This is a genomic window from Gillisia sp. JM1, assembly GCF_000424645.1.
Taxonomy (GTDB): domain Bacteria; phylum Bacteroidota; class Bacteroidia; order Flavobacteriales; family Flavobacteriaceae; genus Gillisia.
Genome location: NZ_KE384218.1, coordinates 1,517,494 through 1,542,115 on the forward strand (window position 1 = coordinate 1,517,494; position 24,622 = coordinate 1,542,115).

The 24,622-nt window shown below is 34.4% G+C and carries 21 protein-coding genes and 1 pseudogene; 8 read left to right on the forward strand and 14 right to left on the reverse strand.

The features are described 5' to 3' along the window. The first annotated feature begins 112 nt into the window (after positions 1-112). Positions 113-1,828, forward strand: a complete 1,716-nt coding sequence (locus H033_RS0110015) for a hypothetical protein (protein ID WP_026838200.1) — start codon at positions 113-115, stop codon at positions 1,826-1,828. Positions 1,829-2,149: 321 nt separating this feature from the next. On the opposite strand, the gene H033_RS0110020 is transcribed toward H033_RS0110015, so the two are convergent. The 7 genes from H033_RS0110020 to H033_RS19970 all read right to left on the reverse strand — a co-directional run bounded on the left by H033_RS0110020 (position 2,150) and on the right by H033_RS19970 (position 10,808). Beyond that, positions 2,150-3,472: a type II toxin-antitoxin system HipA family toxin gene (locus tag H033_RS0110020; protein WP_026838201.1), complete on the reverse strand. Its 1,323-nt coding sequence runs from the start codon at positions 3,470-3,472 to the stop codon at positions 2,150-2,152. Continuing rightward, positions 3,466-3,813, reverse strand: coding sequence for a helix-turn-helix domain-containing protein (locus tag H033_RS0110025; RefSeq protein WP_034886183.1), 348 nt, complete (start codon positions 3,811-3,813; stop codon positions 3,466-3,468). Before H033_RS0110025 ends, H033_RS0110020 begins: the two co-directional genes overlap by 7 nt. Before the next feature lie 685 nt (positions 3,814-4,498). Then, the gene (locus H033_RS0110035; RefSeq protein WP_026838203.1) at positions 4,499-7,735 is read right to left on the reverse strand and encodes a T9SS type B sorting domain-containing protein; all 3,237 of its coding nucleotides are present in this window, start codon (positions 7,733-7,735) and stop codon (positions 4,499-4,501) included. A 650-nt stretch (positions 7,736-8,385) separates the two neighbouring features. Next, positions 8,386-8,727, reverse strand: a complete 342-nt coding sequence (locus tag H033_RS0110045) for a GNAT family N-acetyltransferase (protein WP_026838204.1) — start codon at positions 8,725-8,727, stop codon at positions 8,386-8,388. 232 nt (positions 8,728-8,959) lie between these two features. Continuing rightward, positions 8,960-9,418 (reverse strand): DUF6730 family protein, encoded by a 459-nt coding sequence (locus tag H033_RS0110050; protein ID WP_026838205.1) that lies wholly within the window; start codon positions 9,416-9,418, stop codon positions 8,960-8,962. A 13-nt stretch (positions 9,419-9,431) separates the two neighbouring features. Then, a complete protein-coding gene (locus H033_RS20980; RefSeq protein WP_155827772.1) occupies positions 9,432-9,755 on the reverse strand; it encodes a hypothetical protein in 324 nt (107 codons plus the stop codon). Between the two features lie 51 nt (positions 9,756-9,806). Further along, positions 9,807-10,808: an IS4 family transposase gene (locus H033_RS19970; RefSeq protein WP_231367590.1), complete on the reverse strand. Its 1,002-nt coding sequence runs from the start codon at positions 10,806-10,808 to the stop codon at positions 9,807-9,809. Between the two features lie 236 nt (positions 10,809-11,044). Here H033_RS19970 and H033_RS22065 point away from each other — a divergent pair, with 236 nt between their 5' ends. Further along, positions 11,045-11,239 (forward strand): hypothetical protein, encoded by a 195-nt coding sequence (locus tag H033_RS22065; RefSeq protein WP_026838207.1) that lies wholly within the window; start codon positions 11,045-11,047, stop codon positions 11,237-11,239. 24 nt (positions 11,240-11,263) lie between these two features. Here the strand turns inward: H033_RS22065 and H033_RS0110070 are convergent, their stop codons facing one another. Continuing rightward, positions 11,264-12,220: a LysR family transcriptional regulator gene (locus H033_RS0110070; RefSeq protein WP_026838208.1), complete on the reverse strand. Its 957-nt coding sequence runs from the start codon at positions 12,218-12,220 to the stop codon at positions 11,264-11,266. Between the two features lie 76 nt (positions 12,221-12,296). After that, complete coding sequence (locus H033_RS0110075) at positions 12,297-12,719, reverse strand: DUF2141 domain-containing protein (protein WP_026838209.1); 423 nt, start codon at positions 12,717-12,719, stop codon at positions 12,297-12,299. Positions 12,720-12,843: 124 nt separating this feature from the next. On the opposite strand from H033_RS0110075, the gene H033_RS19975 reads away from it, so the two are divergent. Together H033_RS19975 and H033_RS0110085 are read left to right on the forward strand one after the other, a co-directional pair. Then, positions 12,844-13,851, forward strand: a complete 1,008-nt coding sequence (locus tag H033_RS19975; protein ID WP_051227868.1) for an IS30 family transposase — start codon at positions 12,844-12,846, stop codon at positions 13,849-13,851. 528 nt (positions 13,852-14,379) lie between these two features. Beyond that, positions 14,380-16,944 (forward strand): glycoside hydrolase family 3 protein, encoded by a 2,565-nt coding sequence (locus H033_RS0110085; protein WP_026838210.1) that lies wholly within the window; start codon positions 14,380-14,382, stop codon positions 16,942-16,944. Between the two features lie 407 nt (positions 16,945-17,351). On the opposite strand, the gene H033_RS0110090 is transcribed toward H033_RS0110085, so the two are convergent. Beyond that, positions 17,352-18,092, reverse strand: coding sequence for a peptidylprolyl isomerase (locus H033_RS0110090; protein ID WP_026838211.1), 741 nt, complete (start codon positions 18,090-18,092; stop codon positions 17,352-17,354). On the opposite strand from H033_RS0110090, the gene H033_RS0110095 reads away from it, so the two are divergent. Together H033_RS0110095 and H033_RS0110100 are read left to right on the forward strand one after the other, a co-directional pair. Beyond that, the gene (locus H033_RS0110095) at positions 18,091-18,732 is read left to right on the forward strand and encodes an NUDIX hydrolase (RefSeq protein WP_026838212.1); all 642 of its coding nucleotides are present in this window, start codon (positions 18,091-18,093) and stop codon (positions 18,730-18,732) included. The two genes, H033_RS0110090 and H033_RS0110095, sit on opposite strands and share 2 nt — an antisense overlap. Positions 18,733-18,794: 62 nt before the next feature. After that, entirely contained in the window at positions 18,795-19,598 is an 804-nt protein-coding gene (locus H033_RS0110100; protein ID WP_026838213.1) for a lysophospholipid acyltransferase family protein, read from the forward strand. Between the two features lie 67 nt (positions 19,599-19,665). On the opposite strand, the gene H033_RS0110105 is transcribed toward H033_RS0110100, so the two are convergent. The 3 genes from H033_RS0110105 to H033_RS0110115 all read right to left on the reverse strand — a co-directional run bounded on the left by H033_RS0110105 (position 19,666) and on the right by H033_RS0110115 (position 22,079). After that, complete coding sequence (locus tag H033_RS0110105) at positions 19,666-20,586, reverse strand: sterol desaturase family protein (protein WP_026838214.1); 921 nt, start codon at positions 20,584-20,586, stop codon at positions 19,666-19,668. A 359-nt stretch (positions 20,587-20,945) separates the two neighbouring features. Next, complete coding sequence (locus tag H033_RS0110110; RefSeq protein WP_026838215.1) at positions 20,946-21,581, reverse strand: hypothetical protein; 636 nt, start codon at positions 21,579-21,581, stop codon at positions 20,946-20,948. Positions 21,582-21,584: 3 nt separating this feature from the next. Further along, the gene (locus H033_RS0110115; protein ID WP_026838216.1) at positions 21,585-22,079 is read right to left on the reverse strand and encodes an RNA polymerase sigma factor; all 495 of its coding nucleotides are present in this window, start codon (positions 22,077-22,079) and stop codon (positions 21,585-21,587) included. 187 nt (positions 22,080-22,266) lie between these two features. On the opposite strand from H033_RS0110115, the gene H033_RS0110120 reads away from it, so the two are divergent. Then, a complete protein-coding gene (locus H033_RS0110120) occupies positions 22,267-23,571 on the forward strand; it encodes an NAD(P)/FAD-dependent oxidoreductase (RefSeq protein WP_026838217.1) in 1,305 nt (434 codons plus the stop codon). A gap of 114 nt (positions 23,572-23,685) precedes the next feature. Here H033_RS0110120 and H033_RS19980 read toward each other — a convergent pair whose 3' ends face one another. After that, positions 23,686-23,892 (reverse strand): hypothetical protein, encoded by a 207-nt coding sequence (locus tag H033_RS19980; RefSeq protein WP_231367591.1) that lies wholly within the window; start codon positions 23,890-23,892, stop codon positions 23,686-23,688. 58 nt (positions 23,893-23,950) lie between these two features. On the opposite strand from H033_RS19980, the pseudogene H033_RS21310 reads away from it, so the two are divergent. After that, a pseudogene (locus tag H033_RS21310) lies at positions 23,951-24,226 on the forward strand (LytR/AlgR family response regulator transcription factor); the annotation flags it as partial. Positions 24,227-24,622 lie beyond the last annotated feature (396 nt).

Sequence of the window (24,622 nt, forward strand, 5' to 3'; positions counted from 1 at the left end):
TTAAAGATAGATATGGTTAAAATTGACTATTTAATTAAATTTTTAATTGATAACGAGCTGCTGAAGGGAATTGGTTTTTTAAGTATAATAATAGCAAAAGACAGCCAGTATTATGTCTGATAAAACTACTATAGAAATAACAGAGAAAGATTTTTGGGAAAGGCTAAAAGATTCTAATCTAAAAGTTGAAAACTCACAAAGACTCTTAGTAATTGAAAAAGTTCATCTAGATATAGCTAGTGTAGAATTCGACTATAGAATTATCAGAAATGTAGAATTCAAGGAAGAAGTTATAATTGAAGATTTAGAATTGAAATTTGGGCTAGGTTTTAACAATTGTACTTTTCGTAAATCTATAACTTTTCAAAAATTTAGAGTAAGGGAATACAGCCAAGATAATTATGGTAATAACAGCTTGTTCTTCAATAATTGTAATGGAACAGATTTAATTATTCAAAATCATGTAGTTCTACATAGGGCATTATTAATAGAAAACAATACCACTTTTGAGAATGTAAAACTTCTTCACCATGTGAAAATTGGAAATGGTGGATTTAAAATTAAGAATAGTAATGTAACTAGTTTAATTGATGTTAATAAAGTAGAGACCTATGAATTTAGGATTGAGAATTCAACAATTGAAGGTATTGTCCGATTGGTTCAAGTCAAAACCAATATTGTATTAATAAGTAATACCTTTAAAAAATGGCTCTTATTTAGAGAAATTAAAAGTATTAGTTCTTTCACATTTAACCATAACACTTTTGAGGATACCGTAAAAATTGATTTAAGTGAACTTAAATCTTTAGCAGTTCATAATGATACTTTTTACAGAGAATTTAGCCTAAAACTCAGGAACCCACCAAGTGATCTAATTGGAAGTATTGAAGAGGTTTATTTAAAAGAAATGAACTTTATTGAAGGTTTTGTTTTTGATGGAGCAAATGAAAAAATAAATAAGCTTACTCTACCATTAACTTCCAGTGCTAAAGGATATATAAAATTAGAAAATTTAAAAATTGACGAAACAAAATTATTTGGGATAAATGAAAATGTAAAAATTAATTTCAAAAATATTGAATTCAACCAATTGAATATGATTGATTTTACCAATCTGAATGATATTAATTTTAATAGATGCAGAGGTAGTAATGAAAGTACATTAAATCTTGTAGATAGTGATTTGGGGGAAATGAAATTAAACTCCTTTTCATTTAAATCCTTTTCGATAATTCAAATAGATAATATTTCTATTTATAAGATGGCTATTTCTAATGTTCAGTGGTTTGACGAATCACAATTAAGAATTGCTGGTGAACTAAGTGCTGTAGAGATAGAAAAAAGTAAAAGAGAAATATATAGGCAATTTAAACAATCCCTGAAAAGTAGCGGCAATATTCTTGAGAGTATTGACTTTCGGGCAAAAGAACTTAGATCCTATAGAAATGAACTTAAACTTTCTGATAAATATCCATTATCAGAAAGAATGGTTATGATGGTTAATCAAAGTAATGATTATGGCCTTAATTGGTGGAAACCAGTTTGGATCATTTTCTTAATAACTCTTGGTTTCTATATTATATTTCTACCAATCTTCTCTGAATTAGCATATTGTTTTTGCCCAACAATGGTTTGTTTTAGCAATACAGGGACAACGTTTTTGTCGAATTTTGATGTTTTCTTTCAATTATTCAACCCAGTAAGAAAATTTGATTCAGTCTACGGTGCGGTAAGTTCAGACATTATGTACTTATACGATTTGCTGCATAGAATTGTGCTTGGGGTTTTTATATTTCAAATTATAAGAGCATTTAGAAAATACGTTTAAAGAATAAACGTATGAGTTTTTATTCTAAAAAATTATAATAAAAACATTTCTTAGTCCGAATATAAATTATTGATGTGTTGGAATGAATTTGCAATACAGAAGTTAGCACTTCCCATGAGCACTGATAGTTTAGAAATCTGAGGTACAAACTAGGTGCAAGGCCATTCTCAACATATCAAAATAAATCAAAAAATATTATCAAATATTTACTCCTTTTCTTTTTTACTAATTATTCTGCAATTAGATTATTAATAAAAATAGTGAATTAGTTTGATTCTAGGTGATCTCACCGGTGATTTCTCCAGTGGTCTCGTTTATATATTATACTGTGAATCTTGCTAAATGATTCGATAAACTATTATGAATCTTATTTTTTAAAGGCTCATTCACGGATACTTCGGAAGCATAGTTTTCCCATTCTTTAATCACTTCTAAAACTTGATCGATAATTTCATCGATTTTTTTGATATTCATAGATTTACCAATGGTCTGAAGATCTTCTCTTAATATATCCTTTCTTTTTCCATTGATGCTTAGTGCATGCTGATGTACCCAAATACTTTCTGGACTATAAGCATAGCAGATATCATAAGCGGGAGCGATGGACCAGTCTTTATCTTTCTCAAGTAAAAATGCAAAGTTTTTAGTGTGGTCATCGCAGTTTTGAGCTAATACATTAAAAACCATTCTCCGGTATATTTCTTCCGCCTGTGGATAAGGCAGCCCAAGAATACGCATTGTCTGAAATAGTTGCTCATAGCTGTAGCTATTGACATCATTAAAATTATAATGTTGCATAGCGCAAAAAGTTTGGACATGATGTTTCTCATTTTCCTTACCACGATCAAATCGTTGCGTCATAAAATGAGCCCTGCCATTCTCCTCAAGTAACTGAGATGGCATCATATCAATTCCACATGCAATAGCCATGTTATAATAAGCCATTTCTACCCGACCATAGCCATGGCTTTCACCAAATTGTGTATCACTAACCCCATCTAATTTGATCAACCAATGTCTGAAACCTTTACCAACAGTTGTTTGTCCTGATCGAACCTCTTTAGTTTTTTCGTTATATGCGATAATGGCTTTTGGGCGGGCACCTCCGGCGGAGGTTCCGATTCTTAAAATATCCTTCATGGCCTGTTCTTCATCTTTAGATAGGTTCGTATGGAAATCATCCCGTTGACTAAGCATTTTTTGGGCGATATCTACTAAAGAATCTATGGCAACTGAAAATGTATTCTTTCTCGCTATAAAAGTTGTGGGTTCAAATTCCAGGGCACCCATACCACGAGTGCCGATGAAACATAACTGTTCAATGGGATTCATGCTATTTTCCGGTCGACCATTTTGAGCAAGCCAGCTATTAATCAACTTGTTCCCGTATTTATCAGGTAAAACGTCGGCTATTAAGCCGGGCAATCCTTTGAAAGTGTCTTCCCCTTCGGATTGTTTCAAACGTAATTCTGGAAATGAGAATATAGTCTTGTTTTTGGAAAGTGGCATTTTTATGGGGGCTACTTCAACACCTGTATCTACAAAATCCGTTGTATATTCAAAAGTACCTAGCTGATTGGTGTCATCCCATGCTATTGCTCCAATGATTTGTCCCCATAGTTTGACATAAGCTGTTGTTACCATATATCCTCTATATCACGTTTAATATTTGTACTTCTCGCTCTCTTTCTCTCTTGATGTTCCAATTTTGCCATTCGCAAAGGACTAAGCTGTTTTTCAATTTTAAACACGTCAAAAATATGCAGTAGATCTAATGCCCTTAGGATCTGAATGAGAGATTGTAATGAGATAGCCTCTCCGTTTTCTAACTGACTGATGGTCCAACGATTCAATCCGGCCTGACTTGCAATTAATGCTTGTGTTTTGTTTTGCTGCAAACGATAATGCTTTACATAGGCTCCAATTTCCCTAATTATAGCCTTGTCGGTCAATGCTCTCCAGTTTTTGTTAGTATTTACCATCATTATAAGATTTAAAGGTATTAGTGTTGGTATTTACTTGCAAATATAATAAATATTTACATGTTAGTAAAAACTAACTTAAACTAACTAATTTAATAATAAGATTGGTAAAAACCAACAATTAACGTTTGTGTTTAGGAAGAATCATTCCCAGCTCATCCAAAATATTATATTTCATTTTGTTTAAGGGGCGCTTGTGAAATTCGGTAAATTCATCAAATGTACTATATGCGAGGCGATAGAGTTCTGATTATTTGGTAGGCTTCTTTGGCTTCATCTTACAAATCAAGTAACATTGTTCGGTCTTTTAATATCTATATTTTCTTGTCCATACTAGTTGCCTTTCTGCACATTCTTTTTATTCTTAAAACTGAAATCTTCTAAAGCATCATTAATAAACAACTTTACGTATTCTTTCTTCTGGTTCAGCTCTTTATAATTACTTCGATTTTTAATACTGCTATGATAGACAATTCTTAAGGCTTTGTAAAACCTGGTAGTTCTTTCCAAAGCTTCATAAACTGACTTATATTAAATTTCAGTAACTTCTTCTCCAGGTTGTAAGAGTCTATTCTGAAAACTAGTTTAATTCTTTTTTATAAAACCTGGCATTTACGATATCCACTGTTGGCAAATGGTTTTATTATTCATTAATTCTTAAATGTGGTTTTTCTTTTTTATAAAGGGGTTAGGATCTTATTAAAGAAAAATGGCCACTATGAACCTTGCCGTCATTTAGGTTTACCTGAAACCAGTAGTCATTAGAAGGCATTGGCCTACCGTTAAAATTGCCATCCCAACCTTTACTTGAGGGATCCAGCTGTACCAGTAATTTTCCGTAGCGATCATAAATCTGGATAAAACTTGTAGTTTGGTCAGAGATGCCTTTTATAGTCCAGGTATCGTGATATCCATCATTATTCGGAGTAAAAAATCGTCCGTAGTTGATAATGTTTATTAATTGTATTGCTTGGCCACATCCATTTTTATCGCGAATAGTAATATCATATTCACCCCCCTCAACATCTTCAAAGAAATTTTCATCCTGAAAATTGATGCCATCCAGTGAATATTCAAAATCTCCATCTCCTGAGGTGAATATTTCAACCCTAGAATTTTCGGCAAAGTCTTTATAGGATATCTTATCTATAGTGGGAGCTTCTGAATGAACCAAATCAAATTCCTTATAGCTTTCGCAGAGTATTCCATTTTCTTCTTTAATAATGCTAAGGCTGTAAGTACCTGCTTCATTTATGGATATGGAGGAATTATTTGAAAGTATCTCGCCATAAGGGCCGAACCATGAAACACTATACATTTCGCTTGTTTCCACAGTCAATGATTCTCCGGTATAACAGATCTGATATGTATCTTTAATTAATATTTCCGGGGGAGCTACTGTCCTTAAGTTGAAATGAACTTCAGTAAAGCAGGATTTATTACTAATGTTTTCAACTTTTGCTATTATTTCCTGTTCATAGGACTGCAGGTTCCGGAAATTTCCATTATTAAAATCATTCAACTGTTCACATTCCGTATTATAAAATGTGATACTGAGGTTATTCTGCCCTCCAATAATATTTTCTGTTATGTGCTCGGTATTAAAAAAGGCAAAACCGTTACCTTCATCACAGGCATAAAGATCTGAAGGTTGATTGATGCCAAGTTTTGAGGAAGTATTAAGCAGTACTTTCATTTCCGAATAACAACCGCTAATTTTATCTCTTAGCCTAACAGTGAAGTAATCCTCTTTTATTTGAAGATTGGTATAAGGATTTGGTAGCTCACTCATTTCCATTCCGTCAGAATCGAAAAAAGATACTCCTAAGTTTTTCTGGTTCCCGGGTATCTCATCCATAATTACGCTGGTGTCAAAGAATTCTGATATACCATCGTTATTGTCATCACAGCCGGTTAAGTCTGGTAGCGTAATTTCATTGGGTGGAGCAGTGACCCCAATTTTGAATTCAGTTTCATTATAACATTTTGTGGTAGTATTTATGGCCCGAACTGTTATGGTTTCCTGATCTTTAATTTTATTTACAACTGCATTTAATTGAGAATTAGGAATTTGCTGGCCATCCTGAAAATAGAATTCCGTGATAATATCTTTACTCGAGATATCTGACTGAATTTGAGTTAAATCGAAGGTAGCGAATCCGTTATTGTCACTGCTGCATAAGAATATGTCTTCAATACCTGAAAGATCCGGCACCGGATCAACAATTAGATCAAAAGTAGTCTCCTCATAACAGCATGGTTCATCTATTCTAGCGACTCTTACCCTAATACTTTCTCTATCCCTCATTGTATTTGTAAAAGGATTTGGAAGTGCAACATATTCATTTCCGCTTCCATCGATATAAGTAACAATTTTATCTGTTTGATTTCCTAAAACCTGAGATTCAATATTTGACGTATCAAAAGAATTAGAAATTCCCGTACCAGCTGAACTTTCACAGGTTTCTAAATCGTTGATTCCATAAGCCTTAGGTGGTTCTTTAGCATTGATGGTTTCTGTTAAAAGTTCAATATTGCCATCTTTACCCGTAACCTTCGCAGTAATAATATATGTTCCGTCTGCTGAAAAATCATGAAAAGGTGATCTTTCTGAAGAAGTATTATCTTCACCCGAAGAAGGGTCCCCAAAATTCCATTTAATTGAAGCAATGTTTGATTCATTGTCTACACTAAATTCCGTTAAAAACTCCGAGCAGACATTCGAAATTTTCATTTGAAAATTATTGGTGAGATGTTTTACGTTTCCAGTAACGTTTATATATAATTTTGCTTTTGGCCACCCCGTATCTCTAACATCTAAGAATTTTCCGAAAGGAGTGCAGCCGCCGTTGTAGGACCTAATCCATGTTATACTTCCGTCATCTACCTCTGTAGCAGCCGGAAACATGTAATACTTGGTTTGATAAACTTCCACCAATATTCTTTTTACATCCTTTGGTACAACTACGGGATTATCAAATTCCACATTAATTATTTCAGGAACTGCATTTGTAACCGAATTATAATAATCTAAAGTTACTTCCTGGCTGGCACCTATCAAATTGGTGTCAGAAAATGAAGCAGGAAAATTATCATCTATTTCATAGATTCTAAATTTAATGGTAGTCCCTCCTTTAACCTGGCCAATTCCAATTTGACCAGAATTAATTATAAATTCTTCATTTTCGGATATCCCAAAATCGTTTAAAATAAAATCTCTTGAGTAGCCCATGCCACCATAGGTGCACCCATAAATTACGCGATTAATTAATTCATCACAAACATTGTGATTCAAACTAGTGGTAGCTCCAGAGTTAGCAGTGCTAAATGTTTCTCCCGTAGCATTTATGTAAAAATTCGCATCTGGAACCGGAACTTCAAGATCATCAGTTGATGTATAAGAATAATATTTTCTACATCCGGTATACCAAGATTCACCAGTGTCGTTTTCGGTTCCCCCAATAATTACTTCCGCGGAATTCGGATTATAACTATCCGGGCTTTTTCCTATAGTAATTAAAATTTTTTCTATTCCTGCCGGTACAACAACAGGTGTCTCTAAATCAAATTGAATAATTTGAGGAGTATCTATTTTTGGTAATATCATATATCCTCCATACCCCAGAAGGAGTGGTTCTGATTCGGGAAATTTGGAATCAACACTATAAACACCATATTGTAAGTTGGCCCCATTATAAGATTTACTAATGGCGACCTCTATTGATTTAATTAAAAACTGTTCACCTGAGGTTATTCCGAAATCAGAAAGTTCAAAAACCCTTGCCCAGTTTTCATAATCCTCACAAGATGGCATGCCAGTGTCTATTGGGTTTTCACCAATATTATGGGTTAATTTAATTTGACCATTTACAATTTGAAAAGACAGAATAAATAGAAGTAGAATTGCGGGGAATAATTTGTTCATTTCTGGACTGAAGAAGTTAACTGTTTTTCAAAATTTGATATAGTGCAACATTTGTTTTTATCCTCGCAGATAAAGCTAAATGCCATAAAATCTCAATAATCCTAGTAGGGTAGAAGTGGATTCTGAAAATTATATGGGAAGTAAAGCTACTAAAATATCTTAAAATTTTAAGATTTGAGATAAATTAATCTTATTCACTTCAATTATCGGATTTTTTTAATTCAAAATTCTTGATTTTGTTGGATTCAATAATAAATCGAAGTATAGATGATTTAATACAAACCACATAAAACAGATTTTTTAATATATAAAAAAGGAGGGTAGTCTATTTCCCATTCTTTTTCTCCGATATATTTTACTTTATCTTCGAAATAAATTTTATTATTTTTAATAATTTTCAAATTCCAATTACAATTAACAGGGTGAAGAATGGGATTGAGACTATTCTTAATCTCCCATATCCAGACAGGAGCATACTTATTTTTTTCATAAGGGTCACAATTCCAGAGTTCGATTCTATTCGGAAAACTGGACTGACTAACCGGTTCTATACATGATATTAGTGGTTAGTAGAAGGTTAGATCAGATATACTATAACCTCTTTCCGGGAATTTGATAAAACCTAGTTTTCTCCAGAAATTTTCCGATTCTCATGGGTCGCAAAACAACTTGAAGGCCTTATAACCGCTCGCTTCGAAATATGAACTAATATAACTTTCAAAAGTTTTTCCGAATCCTTTATGCCGAAAATTAGGCGCTATTTCCATAATATCAATCTCAATATGCACCCTTCCCGCACGCCAGACAAAGAAACCAACTGCTTTATTGGAAGATTGAAAGGTTATTAATCTTTCTTTATCAAAAGCTTCAACTATAATAGACCAATTGCAATAGAATCCCTGATGCGTTGTATCATACTCCTTCTTTAACCATTGATGAATTTCATCTAGTTGAATTTTACTAGGTCTGATTTGTAAATTAGAATTTGTCATAATAATTGAAATTAAAATATTAATATTTTAATGCCCCATATCTACCATAACTAACCTGCGCGTGGTTCCTGTGCTGTTTTTATAGCGTACGGGAAGTTAAGCGTAAAATAAAAACAGCATAGGGCGCAAACTACTTTTGATCTAGAATTTACAGTAAAAGATTACGACTTTACAGGGGTTTTCAAGGCATTTACTGTAAAATTAGGATAATTTGCGGCAAGGTTAATTGTCATTACAAATCGTACTTTTTTCTTTCCAACCACTGGCAATAATCCTCTTTAATTTTTGGATTTTCTGAAAAATATTCCTGATAGAGATCATTTTCTGATTCCATGACCATTCGATAAACTACAAACTTTTCTTTCTCTGTTTTTTGAACTGTGTAACCCAAATAACCCAAAATCCCCAATGTAATTATTCCCAGAATCCAGAACAAGATCAACAGGTAGTTAGGGATTAACCTGGCGTGTTTTAGCTTTTTTTCTATATCCTTGAGAACTTCATCTTTCAACCGATTTTCTTCTTCCTGTTTCTCTAAGAATATATTTAGGCTTTTTTCAAGTGCTTCAGTGCTAATGGGAATGCTCAGGTTGAAAAGCTGTTTTGAAAGCAATTCAAGTTTTAATATTGCTGTTTTAAAGTCGGCCATCTCATCGGTCATGAGCTCCATAATTTCGTCTAGCTTTTTCATCCTTTTAATTATTTTAAAATCCTATTCCAGTATCCAAGCTTCTTTTTATTACTTGTTTCACAAAACCTTTGGCTATGCTTGCTGCCATATTAGCACTGACTTGAACTGTTTTATCCATCAATTTTAAGTTGCTCGGCAGTTCATTCATTCTTGTGTATGCTGAATTTCTATTGATTTCTCCAATGAGTTTACCACCAGTCATAGATCTGTGAACATCACTTCCCTTTAAATTCACTTCTTTATATTCAAATCGGAAGCCTTGCAACTGATTGGATTTATTGACACTTGGAATTACTGTTACCTGATGCTCCTTCATTTTATTGATGTATTGATTCAATGATTTAGGCCTAGATTCCAAAACCCGGTCATGGATCTGTTTTATTGCCAGTCACTGCGGATTTAATTCTTGTAATTTTTCTTGTTGCACTTCCCCAACTCTGGTAAGGCCTAACTCTTTTGCTACATTATCTGCAGCTAGCTGACTTCGTTTTCCAATGAAACTGTCGTTATAAGCTTTTCCATCAAATCCAATCCGGTTAGTATAAATATGGACATGGGTATGTTTGACCTCAATGGTCTGTTGGTTTTCCTCGTCCCATAGGGCAACCCTGCGCAATCTTTTAGGATATTTCCCTTTTGTTTTGGCGCCTGTCAGTTCAATGATCTCATCTTTTAGAAGGTGCTGGTGTTTGTTCTCTAGCAATTCCAGCTCTTTGATGGTTTTGAACTTTATGTTGTCCTTATGCCTGATCACAAAATAAACCCCGTTGCTGTCCCAAACATTCAGCAAGGCAAAATCATTGTAAAATCTATCGGCAACAATAACACTTCCTTTTAAAAGCGGAACATCGTAAGCCCCTTTGTTATCCGCTGTCTTGCCATCTGTAATATTTACATAGGCAGGTAGATGACCATCATAATCAAGAAGGGTGTGCATTTTTACCGCTCCCTTTTTAGTCTTGTATTTTGCCCAATCAAAAAGGCTTAGACAAAGACTTATGGTGGTAGCATCCAATAAGAATATTTTTGACTTTATTTTGAACTTGGTTCGCTTCATTTGCGCTTGCTGTCCCAGACTCTCCAACAACACGTAATAATAATCCCTAAAAAGCTCCCAGCTACGGTTTTTATTTTGATAGCTGACTGTAGATTTCGAGGGTGCTTTCAGCATCCCTAAATGGTTCAGGTTGCCTGTGGCAGAGCGAAGTCCATTGCTGATATCGCGTACAGATTGGCTCTTGGCAAATTGACAGAATAGCATTGAAACTAAGTGGGACCAACTATCGAATCCTTTTTGATGCTTATCACTTTGATGTGATTTTACTAATTTCTTGAATTTTGATGTGTCTAATTTTGAGATAATTTGAGAAAACAGGGTTATATTTATCATCAGAGAAAGGTTTTTTGTGTTGCACCATAAAGATAACTTTGTGGAACAAAATTTCCTTTCTCTTTTTTAAGCGTTTAGGACGCTATTGATTAACTAATTTTAAAAATATTCAATATCACGAAATCGTTTTCGAAATAAAATTGTACCTTTAGAATAGTAATTAAAATTAAAGCCTATAATTCACTTCTACTTTTATTTTTTTTCTGAACAACAACAACTTAAAATAGTAGCATAATATGGCGAGAGCGATGTTTGAATATACCAAAACAATTCTTTATAAAGTGAGTTTTGATTCGGTGTTATTCTGTAAAGAAGTTAAGAAAGCAATCCAAAGGCTTCTTCCTCACGAAATAGAGGAGTTAAAAATTTGGATAATTTCTTTAACTCGGCAGAATCCCGAACTAAACCAATGTCTAATATATCTAAACTAAAAGATTGGCCAATTGGCCGATCTTTTAGTTTGTAACATTCTTTCTTTTATTTAAGGGGCTTATGATCTTTACATTCTGGAAAGCGATAGCACCTTTTACCACACCAGCAATGGTAGTTCGAAGGGCTTCTATTATCTGTATTTTTAATTCACTTTTAGTGTAAATTAAACTCACTTCTCTGGCTGGTACTGGCTCTTCAAACATTTTTAGTTTCTTATTTTCTTTCTCTCCTAGATCTATGGTATGCAAATAGGGGAGCAAAGTCATTCCTAAACCTTCGTTAGCCAATTTTATAAGTGTTTCGAAACTCCCACTTTCTAATTGAAAATGATCTCCATCATAGTTTCTGGAGGTTTTACATAGGTTAATGATACCATCTTTAAAGCAATGCCCATCCTCTAAAAGCAACATATCGTCTATATCTAAATCCTCAACGTTTAAGTTTTTTTCTGCCGCTAAGCGATGTCCTTCAGGAATATAGGCTACGAAAGGTTCGTAATATAAAACCTGCTCTTTTATTCCATCCAATTCTAAAGGAGTTGCAACAATAGCAGCATCTAAATGCCCTTCATTTAAGCGTTCAATAATTGCTTCTGTATTTAATTCCTCGATCTTTAGCTTAACTTTTGGATACTTCTTAATAAAATTAGTAAGAAACATAGGTAGCAGAGTTGGCATTATGGTTGGAATTATCCCTAATCTAAATGTACCTCCAATAAAGCCTTTTTCTTGATCTACTATATCCTGAATACGATCGCTTTCATTCACGATATTTCGTGCCTGATTTACAATTTTTCTTCCTGTCTCGGTTAATTGGATTGGTTTCTTAGTTCGGTCAAAGATCTTAACACCAAGTTCATCTTCTAATTTTTGGATTTGCATACTCAAAGTAGGTTGAGTTACAAAAACCTTTAGCGCTGCTTTAGTGAAATTTTGATGTTCTGCAACCGCTAGAACATATTTAAGCTGAGTTATAGTCATAGTATAGAATTAATACGTACCCAAAGGTATTGATTTTTTCTATTATAATTTACAATTCAGCTTCAATTACCTATAGTTAGTTTGTCAACTTTATAGTCATATTTAGTGACTTGTTTTCCAGTTCAAATTTTGCGTCTTTCCATTGTGGTGGCCCGTAATAATCAATCTTATTATTAGAAACGCCATAAGGTTCTAGGGGCATTCCTGTTGGTTCAAAATCCATTTGCGAATTGCCGTTTTTATCATGGAAGCAAGATATCGCATAGGTTCCCGGAGGAAGATCCTTAAAGGTTACGCTTGCTACTCCATCTACAATTTCACTTTGGGCTCCAAATTCTGGCGCAGCTTTTAGAAAAGTGTTTTCAGAATAAATTCCGAATATAATCTTTCCGGTATCGTTTTTTATGTTCTCTACACTCACCACGATTTCTGGAGAGCTAGTTTGTGCATAAAATAGCTGACTTAAAAGTAATGCGATTAATACTGCAATCGTTTTCATAATTTAAAGTTTTTAGAAGTTATAAGATCAAATTCTAAGTTCAAGTTATAAGTGCGAAACTAATATTTAAAACTCTTGGGGCTAGCCCCAAGAGTTTTAGGATCAATTGATATATTAGTCTTGCATGAAAAAATACAAACAATTGAACCCGAGTCAAAGGTATCAAATCGAAGCCTTATTGGAAACAAGAATCACTAAAAGTGAGATTGCTGATATTATTGGGGTCCACCCCGCAACTGTTTATAGGGAACTGGTCAGGAACACTGCCAAGCGCGGAAGGACATCTGGTAAATACATGGCAACAAATGCACAGAGACGGGTAGATTCCCGACACAAATGCAAGCCCAAGCAATTATTGCTGACAGAACAAATGAAAGAGCGCATTGACCCACTGCTTCGTATTAACAAGTGGAGTCCCGAACTTATCAGCGAACGTTTGGAACTTGAAGGCGAGGCTTGTGTGAGCCATGAAACAATATACCAGTGGATCTGGAGTGTCAAGAAAAGCAAGAAGAAAAAAGATGTTAAGTATTCTAAACTCTTCAAGGATCTTAAGCATGGCAGTAGAAGGCAGAAAAGAGGGAACAAAAAGGATAAAAGAGGTTGCATCAAAGGCCGCGTAGGTATCGATCAACGCCCCAGTGTTGTAGAAGAACGGAAGCGCATTGGTGATATTGAGATCGATCTGATGATGGGGAGCGAGCACAAATCGGCACTTTTGGTAATGACCGATAGAGCTACCCTTGTTACAATGTTGGAGAAACTAAGCGGCAAGGAAGCTAGCGAAGTGTATGAAAAGATGGAGCAAAGACTCACCAATTTTAGCTCTTCTTGGATAAAGACATTAACTTTTGATAATGGTATGGAGTTTGCGCAGCATCAAAAAACAGGAAAACTTTTAAATGCCAAAACGTATTTTACAAGGCCTTATACCTCACAGGACAAAGGTACAGTAGAAAATAGAATAGGCGTAATAAGAAGGTTCTTCCCGAAGAAAACAGACTTAAGAAAAGTCTCGGACAAACGAATAAAAGAAGTTGAAAGATTACTAAATTACAGACCTATTAGAAAATTTAATTATCATAACCCAATTGAAACCCTAAAGAATAAATGTTTCGCACTTATGGGTTGAACTCAGCAATGTATTCTCTGTTCTATTTTTAAAAACATTTAATTTACTGAAATGTACAGATTTAATGCTGAATTGCATTTTAATAGAACAATGCTAATATATATTAATCCGTTTTGGGACCACTAATCTATTTTCCTCTTTGAAATTGTCACGTCACCCTTTCCCATAATCTTGAGTCTCGGGGTTTAAATACCACATATAGATAATGAAACAGGTTAAATCCAGTTTTAGCAAATGTTGCACATACAAAGATAGGTTTACACTTTTTATGGAAAAACAAATATATTCGTAAGAAGAAAACAGTTCTACTGTACTCTAAACTGACCTATCAAAGAAATATCCATGGTTTTAAATTTGCATCATTGCATATATCGAAAGTGCTCAACAATCCATTAAGAAAGTACGAAAGATGATGTTTCTTGCTCTAGAATTTATAATTAGATAAAGAAATATGTTAACTTATGCCGTAAACTAATAATCTTTGTAGCCAACTACTATAGTATCAATACCACTAAAAAACTCTTCACTATGCATGCTATCAAGTCTTTTTTATCATTCATTTCACTCGTATGCGTTATCTCTATTCTTATTGTGGGCTGTACTCCACTAAAAACTCCTGTAGAATCACCTAATGGAATAGATGCAGATAAAAAAACGGTGGTAGTTCAATTAACGCCAGCAAATAAAGTTAACCCTGAAGATTGGCCAATCATTAAACCGCTACCATTAGATCCAGCTATTGAAGCACAAATAGATGATCTATTGCCTAAACTTACTTTGGAACAAAAAGTAGGTCAGGTTATTCAAGCAGACAATGCATCCATCACTCCAGAGGAGTTGAAAAAATATCGATTAGGGTCTATACTCAGCGGCGGCAATTCAGCACCTGGGCCACTGCCTTACGCAGACACCAAAACATGGTTGGCAATGGCTGATAAATATTATAACGCCTCAATTGACCCCGAAGGTGTTGAGGTAGCCATCCCATATATATGGGGAATTGATGCGGTACATGGTCACACCAATCTGCGCGGCGCAATTGTCTTTCCACATAATATTGGACTTGGCGCTATGCGCAACCCAGATCTAATCGAAAAAATTGCAGCAGTGACCGCCCACGAACTCACAGTATCTGGTCACGATTGGACTTTTGCACCAACCTTAGCGATACCACAAGACTTACGTTGGGGTAGAAGCTATGAAGGATTTTCTGAAGATCCAGAAATCGTTAAATCGTACGCAGACCGAATTGTCTATGGTCTACAAGGTCATATTGGATATCCAGATTTTATGGGTGATGGCCGAGTTATATCTAGTGCCAAACACTTTTTAGGTGACGGAGCTACAGAAAATGGGATCGATCAAGGTGACGCCAAGATTAGCGAAAAAGAATTACGAGAGGTGCATGCTTCAGGATATTACAGCGCTATACCTGCGGGTGTGCAAACTGTGATGGCCTCTTTCTCTAGCTGGGAAGGCAGAAAACTGCATGGTGATAAAGAACTGTTGACGGATGTATTGAAAGGTAGACTGGGTTTCAATGGTTTTGTTATTGGAGATTGGAACGGTCACGGTCAAGTTCCCGGTTGTACGAATACTGATTGCCCACAGTCTTTAAACGCAGGCCTCGATATGTATATGGCTCCCGATAGTTGGAAAGGTTTATATGAAAGCACCTTAAAGCATGTGAAGGATGGCACAATCCCCATGACCCGCTTAGATGATGCGGTGCGACGTATCCTGCGAGTAAAAATTGCATCCGGTATATTTAGCAAAGGGGCACCAAGCACGCGTAAAAATGCAGGAGATGAAAGCCTTTTGGGCCTTCCTAAGAATAGAGCCATTGCGCGGCAAGCAGTACGGGAGTCAATGGTTTTACTAAAGAATAACGGTGGCGTATTGCCATTAGATGCAACTAAAACGATTATGGTAATTGGTGATGGGGCAGATAATATTGCTAAAACCAGCGGTGGTTGGACTCTTTCATGGCAAGGTACAGGACATACAAACGATGAATTTCCGAATAGCCAGTCCATATTTGAAGGTATCAGGAAAGCCGTTAACATCGCTGGCGGCAAAGTAATCTTTTCACCCAATGGCGACTCAAACGAAACAGCTGATGTGGTGATTGCAATATACGGTGAAGACCCATACGCGGAGTTCCAAGGGGACCTAGAAAATCTGGACTTTGTTCCAAACGGTTTTGACACCAACATACTTGAAAAATTTAGCAGTAAAGGAATTCCTGTGGTATCGGTTTTTCTATCGGGCCGCCCAATGTGGAGCAATCCTGAAATAAATAGATCAGACGCATTTGTCGCTGCATGGTTACCAGGCAGCGAAGGTGGTGGGATCTCAGACCTATTATTTCAGAAAGACCCGTCTTATGACTTTACTGGTCGCCTGTCTTTCTCTTGGCCAAACAGCGCAGCAGTTTCAGCAGATCTAGCAGCACGAGAGTCTACAAAGTTGTTTGAGTTAGGTTATGGCCTTACTTATGAAAACGATGTGGTCGTAGACCAACTTTCAGAAGACGCTGGTTTAGAAAACATGGAAGTAGTTTCAACAGGTGTTTTTTTTAGCAAAGGTGCATCTATCGCGCCGTGGAATTTATGGCTGAAAACAGGAAACTTGAACAAACAAATCGGCAGCTTTCCAACTTTCGTAGGAGGACTGATTGTTAGCAAAACTGACCACACCGCACAAGAAGATGCATTACGAATTAATTGGACGCTACCAGATTATGACCAACTAATTTTAAGTGCGGCTTCGCCGAGCAATATGAGTCGTCAAACGAATGGCGCGATGGAACTAACCTTCTCCGCAAAATCATTTAAAACCAAGTCCGCGACTGTCAAAATTGGCATGTGTAATCAAGGTGCGGCTTGTGATAAAACTGTAAATATAAATATCGCCGCCAATGAGTGGAGAGAATATAGGATAAGCCTAAGTTGCTTTGCTGATCTTGGTGTCGATATGAGTAAAATTAGCAATGCATTCATGGTGACGGCTGGTGAAGGCGTAGATATAGGACTTAGCAACATTCGCTTAGAACCAGATATGGATGCTAAGCCTGGATGTAACGGCAAGTAGCACCTTTTAGTTTCATTTAGAACGGAAGAGACAAGACTTCTAGTTTACACTTTTTAAACCTTAAATTGTTAGAAACTAAAACAAAATAGGTTGGAAAACTAAAGGTACTTTGCAACAAGAGATTTTGTTTATAAAGATTTGGTAATAAGGGGATTACTAGATATCACAGCCTTTAGAACCTAATTTGGAGAATAACTTAGATGAAATAGAAATACGATAGTTAATAATAAATTTACCTTTTTTTACTTTTATTGTCAGTTGAATCTTTGGACACTAGTCAAACATTTCATTATAAGACTTTAAAGTAAATCAATTTACTTCATTTCACAGATCTTAGAATGATGAAAACCATCTCATATGAAATAGTTAAAAACTATTCACTTGAAAAAAAAAGCTACAACCAAATTTTATTTTATGATCTCTACAGTAATAGGAATATTGATTAATGGCCATTCTCCTTCTCCAATAGGTTGCTTAGCAATTTCATTTACAACCTCCATTCCTTTTATCACTCTTCCATAAACTGTATGATCGTTATCTAAATGATGGGCTCCTCGTTCGCTTTGAACAATAAAAAACTCAAAAGGGGAAGAAGCTTTACTAACATTTTGTTCTGCATACTTAGCCGCTGAAAATGCCCCACGGGTATGTTTATGTCCAGCATCGAATTCACTTGGAATTAAATAGGAGCCCATGTTGTTTCTTTTAATACTTGTTTCTTTATTATCGGAATTTCCTCCTTGGATTACAAAACCCTTGGCAACTCTATGAAAAAAAGTCCCATTAAAATATCCTTCCTTTATCAACAAGATCATATTTGCCCTGTGTAATGGGGTGTCATTATAAAGCAATACATCAATATCGCCAAAGCTGTTACTAATTCTAAATTTATTCTCCGGATTTTTCTTCCCGTATTCAGTTAAAAAAGGGATTAGCTTTTCTTGGACAAGCATGGGTTCATCATGAAGATATAGTTTATCTTTCTTTTTTTTAGATGTATCAATTTTATCTTCTGTAGAGTCCTTTACCTTAATAGGGGTATTGGTTGAGGGGGTTTTTGTATTATTGATCTTTGATTTTTGTGTATCTTCACAACTTGCAAATAAAAGAATTAGCAAAGCGAAAAGGAAAGAAATTTGTCGAGTCATGAATTTTACTGAATTTACATATAAAATTTCAAATTTAAAGAATTTAGAACTTCCAGGCGTGGAGGCGCAGTATAAATTGGCTCCGATATTGCGTATAAATGAATTGTCAAATATAGATATAAAAGCTAAAAAGCCTAATAAAGCTGGGGTTATGGCGCTATTCTATCCGAATAAGGAAGGAATCACCCATTTAGTATTAATTTTGAGAAAGACCTATAAAGGAATTCATTCCAATCAGGTTGGATTTCCTGGAGGTCGAGTAGAAAACTTCGATAAAAATTTAAAGTACACGGCTTTAAGGGAAACAGAAGAAGAAGTTGGGATTCCACAATCTGAGGTGAGGGTTGTAAAAAAATTAACCAAATTATATATTCCTCCAAGCAATTTTTGGGTGCATCCATATGTAGGTCTTATAGAAAGAACCCCTAAGCTTATTCCTCAGGAATCTGAAGTAGAAAAAATATTAGAAATAGACTTGGAAGATTTTATGGATGAAAGAAATTTGATCCATCAGGAGTTAAGTACTTCTTATGCTAAAAATATTGAAGTCCCTGCGTTTTCTTTGAATGGGCATATAGTATGGGGTGCAACTGCGATGATGTTAAGTGAATTAAAAGATTTAATGAAGTTAGCTCTCTAAAGTTTATTAGTATCTTTGACTACTTTAAGATAAGATTAACAATTCAAGATCAATAATACTACATGGGCTTATTTACAAAAAATCCATTTGGACATTATCTATTTATAAAAAAATGGCTAATTCGTATTTTTGGAGTTTTATCCCATAGGCGCTATAGAGGATTTAATGAATTGAACATTGAGGGCTCCGAGATCATTAAAAACCTTCCAGATACTAAGGTTCTTTTTGTTTCTAATCATCAGACCTATTTCGCAGATGTTACAGCTATGTTCCATGTTTTTAATGCGAGTTTAAGTGGGAGAGTAGATAATATTAAGAATGTGGGATACTTATGGCAACCAAAATTGAATTTGTATTATGTAGCCGCCAAAGAAACCATGCAGGCAGGATTGCTCACAAGAATTATGGCTTATGCAGGAGCTATAACAGTAGAGAGAACCTGGCGATCTAAGGGAAAAGATGTAAAACGAGAAGTAAATAAAGAAGATACAGATAATATTGGAATCGCTTTAAAGGACGGATGGGTGATCACTTTTCCTCAAGGTACAACCAAACCTTTTAAACCAATTAGAAAAGGAACTGCTTACATTATCAAACAGCATAAACCTATAGTAATTCCTATTGTTATAGACGGATTTAGAAGATCTTTTGATAAAAAAGGGATTCGACTTAAGAAAAGAGGGATTCTTCAAAGTTTTCAGATAAAACCCGCTTTAGAATTTGATTATGAAAATGATTCTATAGAAGATATAGTTGAAAAATTAGAATATGCAATAGAGCAACATTCGTCATTTTTAAAGGTTATTCCACAGGAAGAAATTGACGATATGGAGAAACTGAACGAGGAAAGGAAGTGGGAGTATTAAATCAGATCTTAGACTCAAGACTCATGATTTTTAAATTTACAGCTTCAAGGAAACGAGATTTAAAAAGTTAAGTATCCATTTTTAATTCTTTCCGAATCTCTTTAACCGTTTTGGTACTCCCATCGTGGCTCCAACCAGGAGGTCCAAAAACATACATGAATTTATGTTTCCAGTTTTTAGTTTTTTTGGTGTCCTCCCAAATATTTTTGTATTCGTGGGTTAGGATCACCCATAAATTATAGGATTCAGGTGGAGTAGAAACCCCATATTCTATATCAATTGAAGGATCCAGCTCTTTCCATGTACCAAAAATTCTGTCAAAAACATTTAAAATACCTCCATGATTTTTATCCATATATTCCAGGTTCTTCGAATGATGCACTTGGTGCATCGTATGGGTATTAAGAAACTTTTCTATAATTCCCATTTTAGGAACATATTTAGTGTGTAACTGGAATTGCCATAAGGCTTCAATTCCAAGACACACTACTACCATTTCTGGGGGAAAACCTATTATGACTATCCACACGTAAAAAAATGGTTTGTAGAGAATTGTGAACCAACCATTACGAACCGCTGTTCCAAGATTAAAATTATCGGAGGAATGATGTACGATATGGGCTGCCCAAAAAAACCGTACCATATGATTTTGCCGATGAAACCAATAATAGCTGAAATCGTCTAATAACATACATAAGATCCAAACATACCATGCATACCCAAAGGATTCCCACCCCATAATATTTGTCCTTACCCCTTCAACAATCGGGTTAAACAATTCATATACAAATTCGAATAAAAGAATGATAGTAACGATTTTTATAAATGCCGCTATTACCGCAGATCCAATACCCATAGAAAGGCTTGAAAAAAGGTCTTTCCATTTATATAGGTCTTTGTTGTTATGGGTTTTACTGTAGGTTAGTTCTAATAGAATAAGTCCTAAGAAAGCCGGCACCCCATAAATTAGAGGATTAGTAAATTCCATTTATATAATTTTTTAATAGTGGAGGGTAAAACTAATTTTTGCAAAAGTAACGTATTTTTAAGGTTTTAAAAAAAAAGGTTCAAAACATTAATTCGAAAGTCTATATGGAACAATAGCGAGATAGAAATAAGTTTCAAAATCTAGAATGGTAAGATAATAAATATCTAGGCTTAATTTACAATCTCGAGAGCTATTAAGTTAGAAAAAAAGTTTAGGCTAAATAGGAAATTATATTAAGATCTAAAATAAAAGAATCAGATCATAAAAATGAGAAATGAAATAAAAGACTGAAAACAAAAGTCAAGATCATTTACAAATCAAAATTGATCTGATCTCAATTCTGGTATCTAAAAACTGTATTACATTTCTAACTTCTTTAATTCTACATAATTTTTCTTCAGTCTTTTAAGTAAAATCCCATAGAGTAACCTATAAAATAGCCAAATAACACCCAATAGTATACTAAGGACAAGTACACTAACTCCAATAAATTTTAGCCAATCTACTGTATCAAAGGCGTATTTGGAGATAGATTCTACATCTTTGTTGCTATGTTTTATTATCATGTATCCAAACATACCAACTACCGTTATTGCTGTAGATATAAGCACATATCCAATATAGAATTTAACCGTTTTTCTTGTCTTTAAAATATTTTTCATTAAAGTAGCAGCATCATCTGTTGTAGAGATCCTTCTGTAATTTTGATAAAACCTAAAGATAAAGTAGAAGGTGATTGCATAGCTTACAATATATAATATAGTAATAATCTCTTCTAAATTGTTCTTTTCTATATCTTCCCAATATTTATCTCCAGAGAAAATTATATTTATAATAGTACCAGCTAATAATTCAATTAAACTGATATAGAATATCCATTTAACTATAGAATGGGAACGCTTCCATATCATTTTATAGATCTGGGCATAGGTTAGCTTAGGATAATTCCATTGCTGCTTGTTCCAGTCCTTTTTTAATAAATCTAATTCATCCATACTTTACGGATTTAATATTTTTTTTAGTTTAGTTTTAACTCTATTCATCTTCACTCGTGCATTCACCTCACTAATACCCATTGTTTCAGATATTTCCTTATAATTTTTGTCTTCTAAATATAGAAATATTAAGGCTTTGTCTATATCATTTAACTCTTTTACAGCATTGTACATTAGTGACAATTGTTGCTCGGTCTCATCATCATATTCATCTACTTTAATTCTAAACTGAACAGAATCGTAGTCTTGAGTCTGAATTCCACGCTTTTTCTTACGATATAAAGTAATGGCGGTGTTCAAGGCCACCCGATACATCCACGTACTAAATTTTGCATCTCCTCTAAATTTTGGATATGCCTTCCAGAGCTGAATCGTTATTTCTTGAAATAGGTCGTTATGTGAAGCCTGGTCATTGGTGTAAATCCTACAGATTTTGTGAACAATATTCTGATCTCTCTCCAGATTTGTTACAAACTGATGTTCTAATTCTTTCTCCACAGATGCTATTTACAAATTGTTAGTCTTTGAATACTGTACAGTGTTACATCTAGTAGGGTAAAATCTAAACTGCTTGTTTGGATTTATTTAAAAGCCAAATTATTTTTTTTTCGAAGATATATAAATTGATGAATAATAGTTTAGCTTATTATATATTTATAGAATTAAATAAATAATAGTTTGACAAATGAATATATCTAAGACTAATTTACCACGTGTTGTAATTATAGGGGGAGGATTTGGAGGAATTTCCTTAGCTAAAAAGTTGCTTAAAGAAAAAGTTCAAACTGTATTGATAGACAAGCATAATTATCATACTTTCCAGCCTCTTTTATACCAAGTATCAACATCTGGATTAGAACCAGATTCTATAGCCTATCCCTTAAGAAAAATAATAAGAGCCAGCGACCGTGGTTATTTTAGAATGGCTGAAGTAACTAAAATAGATCCTGAAAAAAAGATAATTGAGTCTAATATTGGAGAACTTACTTATGACTATCTGGTCATTGCTACTGGTTCTAAAACTAATTTCTTCGGCAACGAGAGTATAGAGAAAAATGGAATGTGGATGAAAACTGTTCCACATGCCTTGAACATAAGAAGTCTTATTTTAGAGAATTTAGAACAAGCAGTAATTACTAAAGACCCAAAAAAAAGAAAAGCACTTTTAAATTTTGTGATTGCCGGCGCTGGTCCTACAGGGGTAGAGCTAAGTGGAGCAATTGCAGAATTAAGAAATCATATTGTTTCTAAAGATTATCCCGATTTGGATCCTTCGGAAATGGAAATTCATCTTGTAGAAGGAATGGATAGGGTATTACCACCCATGAGTGAGAAATCTTCAAGAAAAGCAGCTAAATTTCTTGAAGAATTAGGTGTACAACTTCATTTAAATACGCAGGTAAAATCTTATGATGGGAATCTGGTTCTTACCAATACATCTAAAAATTTTGAAACTCAAACATTTATTTGGAGTGCCGGAGTTACGGGTGCACCTGTGCAGGGCCTAAAAGCATCAGCTCTTATAGAAAAAGCGAACAGGTACGAAGTAAATAGTTTTAACCAAATTAACGGCTACGATACTATTTTTGCTATTGGAGATATTGCTGTTATGGAAAGTGAAGAATATCCAAAAGGTCATCCAATGGTTGCACAGCCCGCTATCCAACAAGGAAAGCACCTTGCTAAAAACATTCATAATATTTTAGGTAATAAAAAGCTAGAACCTTTTGGATATTTTGATAAAGGCACAATGGCTACGGTTGGAAGAAACCGAGCAGTAGTAGATCTCGGAAAGTTCAATTTTGGAGGATTCTTTGCTTGGTTTGTGTGGATGTTTGTACACCTTTGGTTTTTAATTGGTTTTAGAAACAGATTGGTTACTTTTTTTAATTGGGTTTACAATTATGTGAATTACGATAAAGCGGCCAGATTAATTATTAGGCCATTTAAAGAAAATCAAAAGCAATCTAAATCAGATAAAGCCTTATAATAGTTATTTCAGAAGAAATCTTAGATTATTTAGAATTTTTGAAGCATGATATAAATAGAAAATCCGCTTCAATTTGAACTGAAGCGGATTTATATTTTAGTAAAAACTCAGAAATTATCTGGTTTTTGTGATCTCTTTAATATAATCTGATGCTAATGAGATCTTTTGTTTCTCTGTAAGTGCTTTTCCAGCCATTTGGAAAACTTCATGCTCTTCTTCATCCAGGTGGTGGGTAACCTTATGTTCGAGATCTTTTGCTATTTTCAACCAATTAGAAGCACTGATTTCTGTATCATCCAGTTGTTCCATTAGCTCATCCATTTCGTGGTGTTCTGCAACACTATGCCTGGCTTTTTTTTGAGTAAGATCTTTTTGTATTGTTTGTTGTTTTTATTCAGAAAATAAGGGTACCTATTTACACACAAATACTGATAGAAGCTATTTATTAGATCTTAGCTTAGAAAAATTAGAGAAAGATCTAGACCCCGAGAAATTCTTTAAGATTAGCAGGAAATTTATTGTAAACCTTAATGCCATAAAAGATATTATAAGTTATTCCAATTTACGTTTAGAAGTAAAACTGGATTGTTTTAATAAACATCAGTTAATTGTAAGCCGGGAACGAGTGAAACTCTTTAAAGAATGGCTGGAGTAATTTTTCACTAACCAAATGTTAATTATCACAAAAATTAAAACCGTAGCATATTTATTCTCGTAAGTATAGTACAAGAGAGTTATTTCGGGTGGAACAACGAATGAAATTTTGCTAATAATTCATTTGAATTGCCCTAAAATTAAATATTGGTGACCCTACTATATTCCAAATTCTGCTCGCAGAATAATTCTTTTTGATTTTTTTGGTTGGTTAGTGAAGAGTTTGTTTCTTAACGGAGCAGACTCTTTGCATTTATACCGGTTTGTAAATAATTGCAATCATTTTCGTCCGACAAAAGATATAAGATCGCTGCGCTGCTAGATTCAAGACGTAAGACTACATTTTAACTAATTGAAAATCAATATTTTAATATGTGCAAATTTTTCAAAAAGGAAA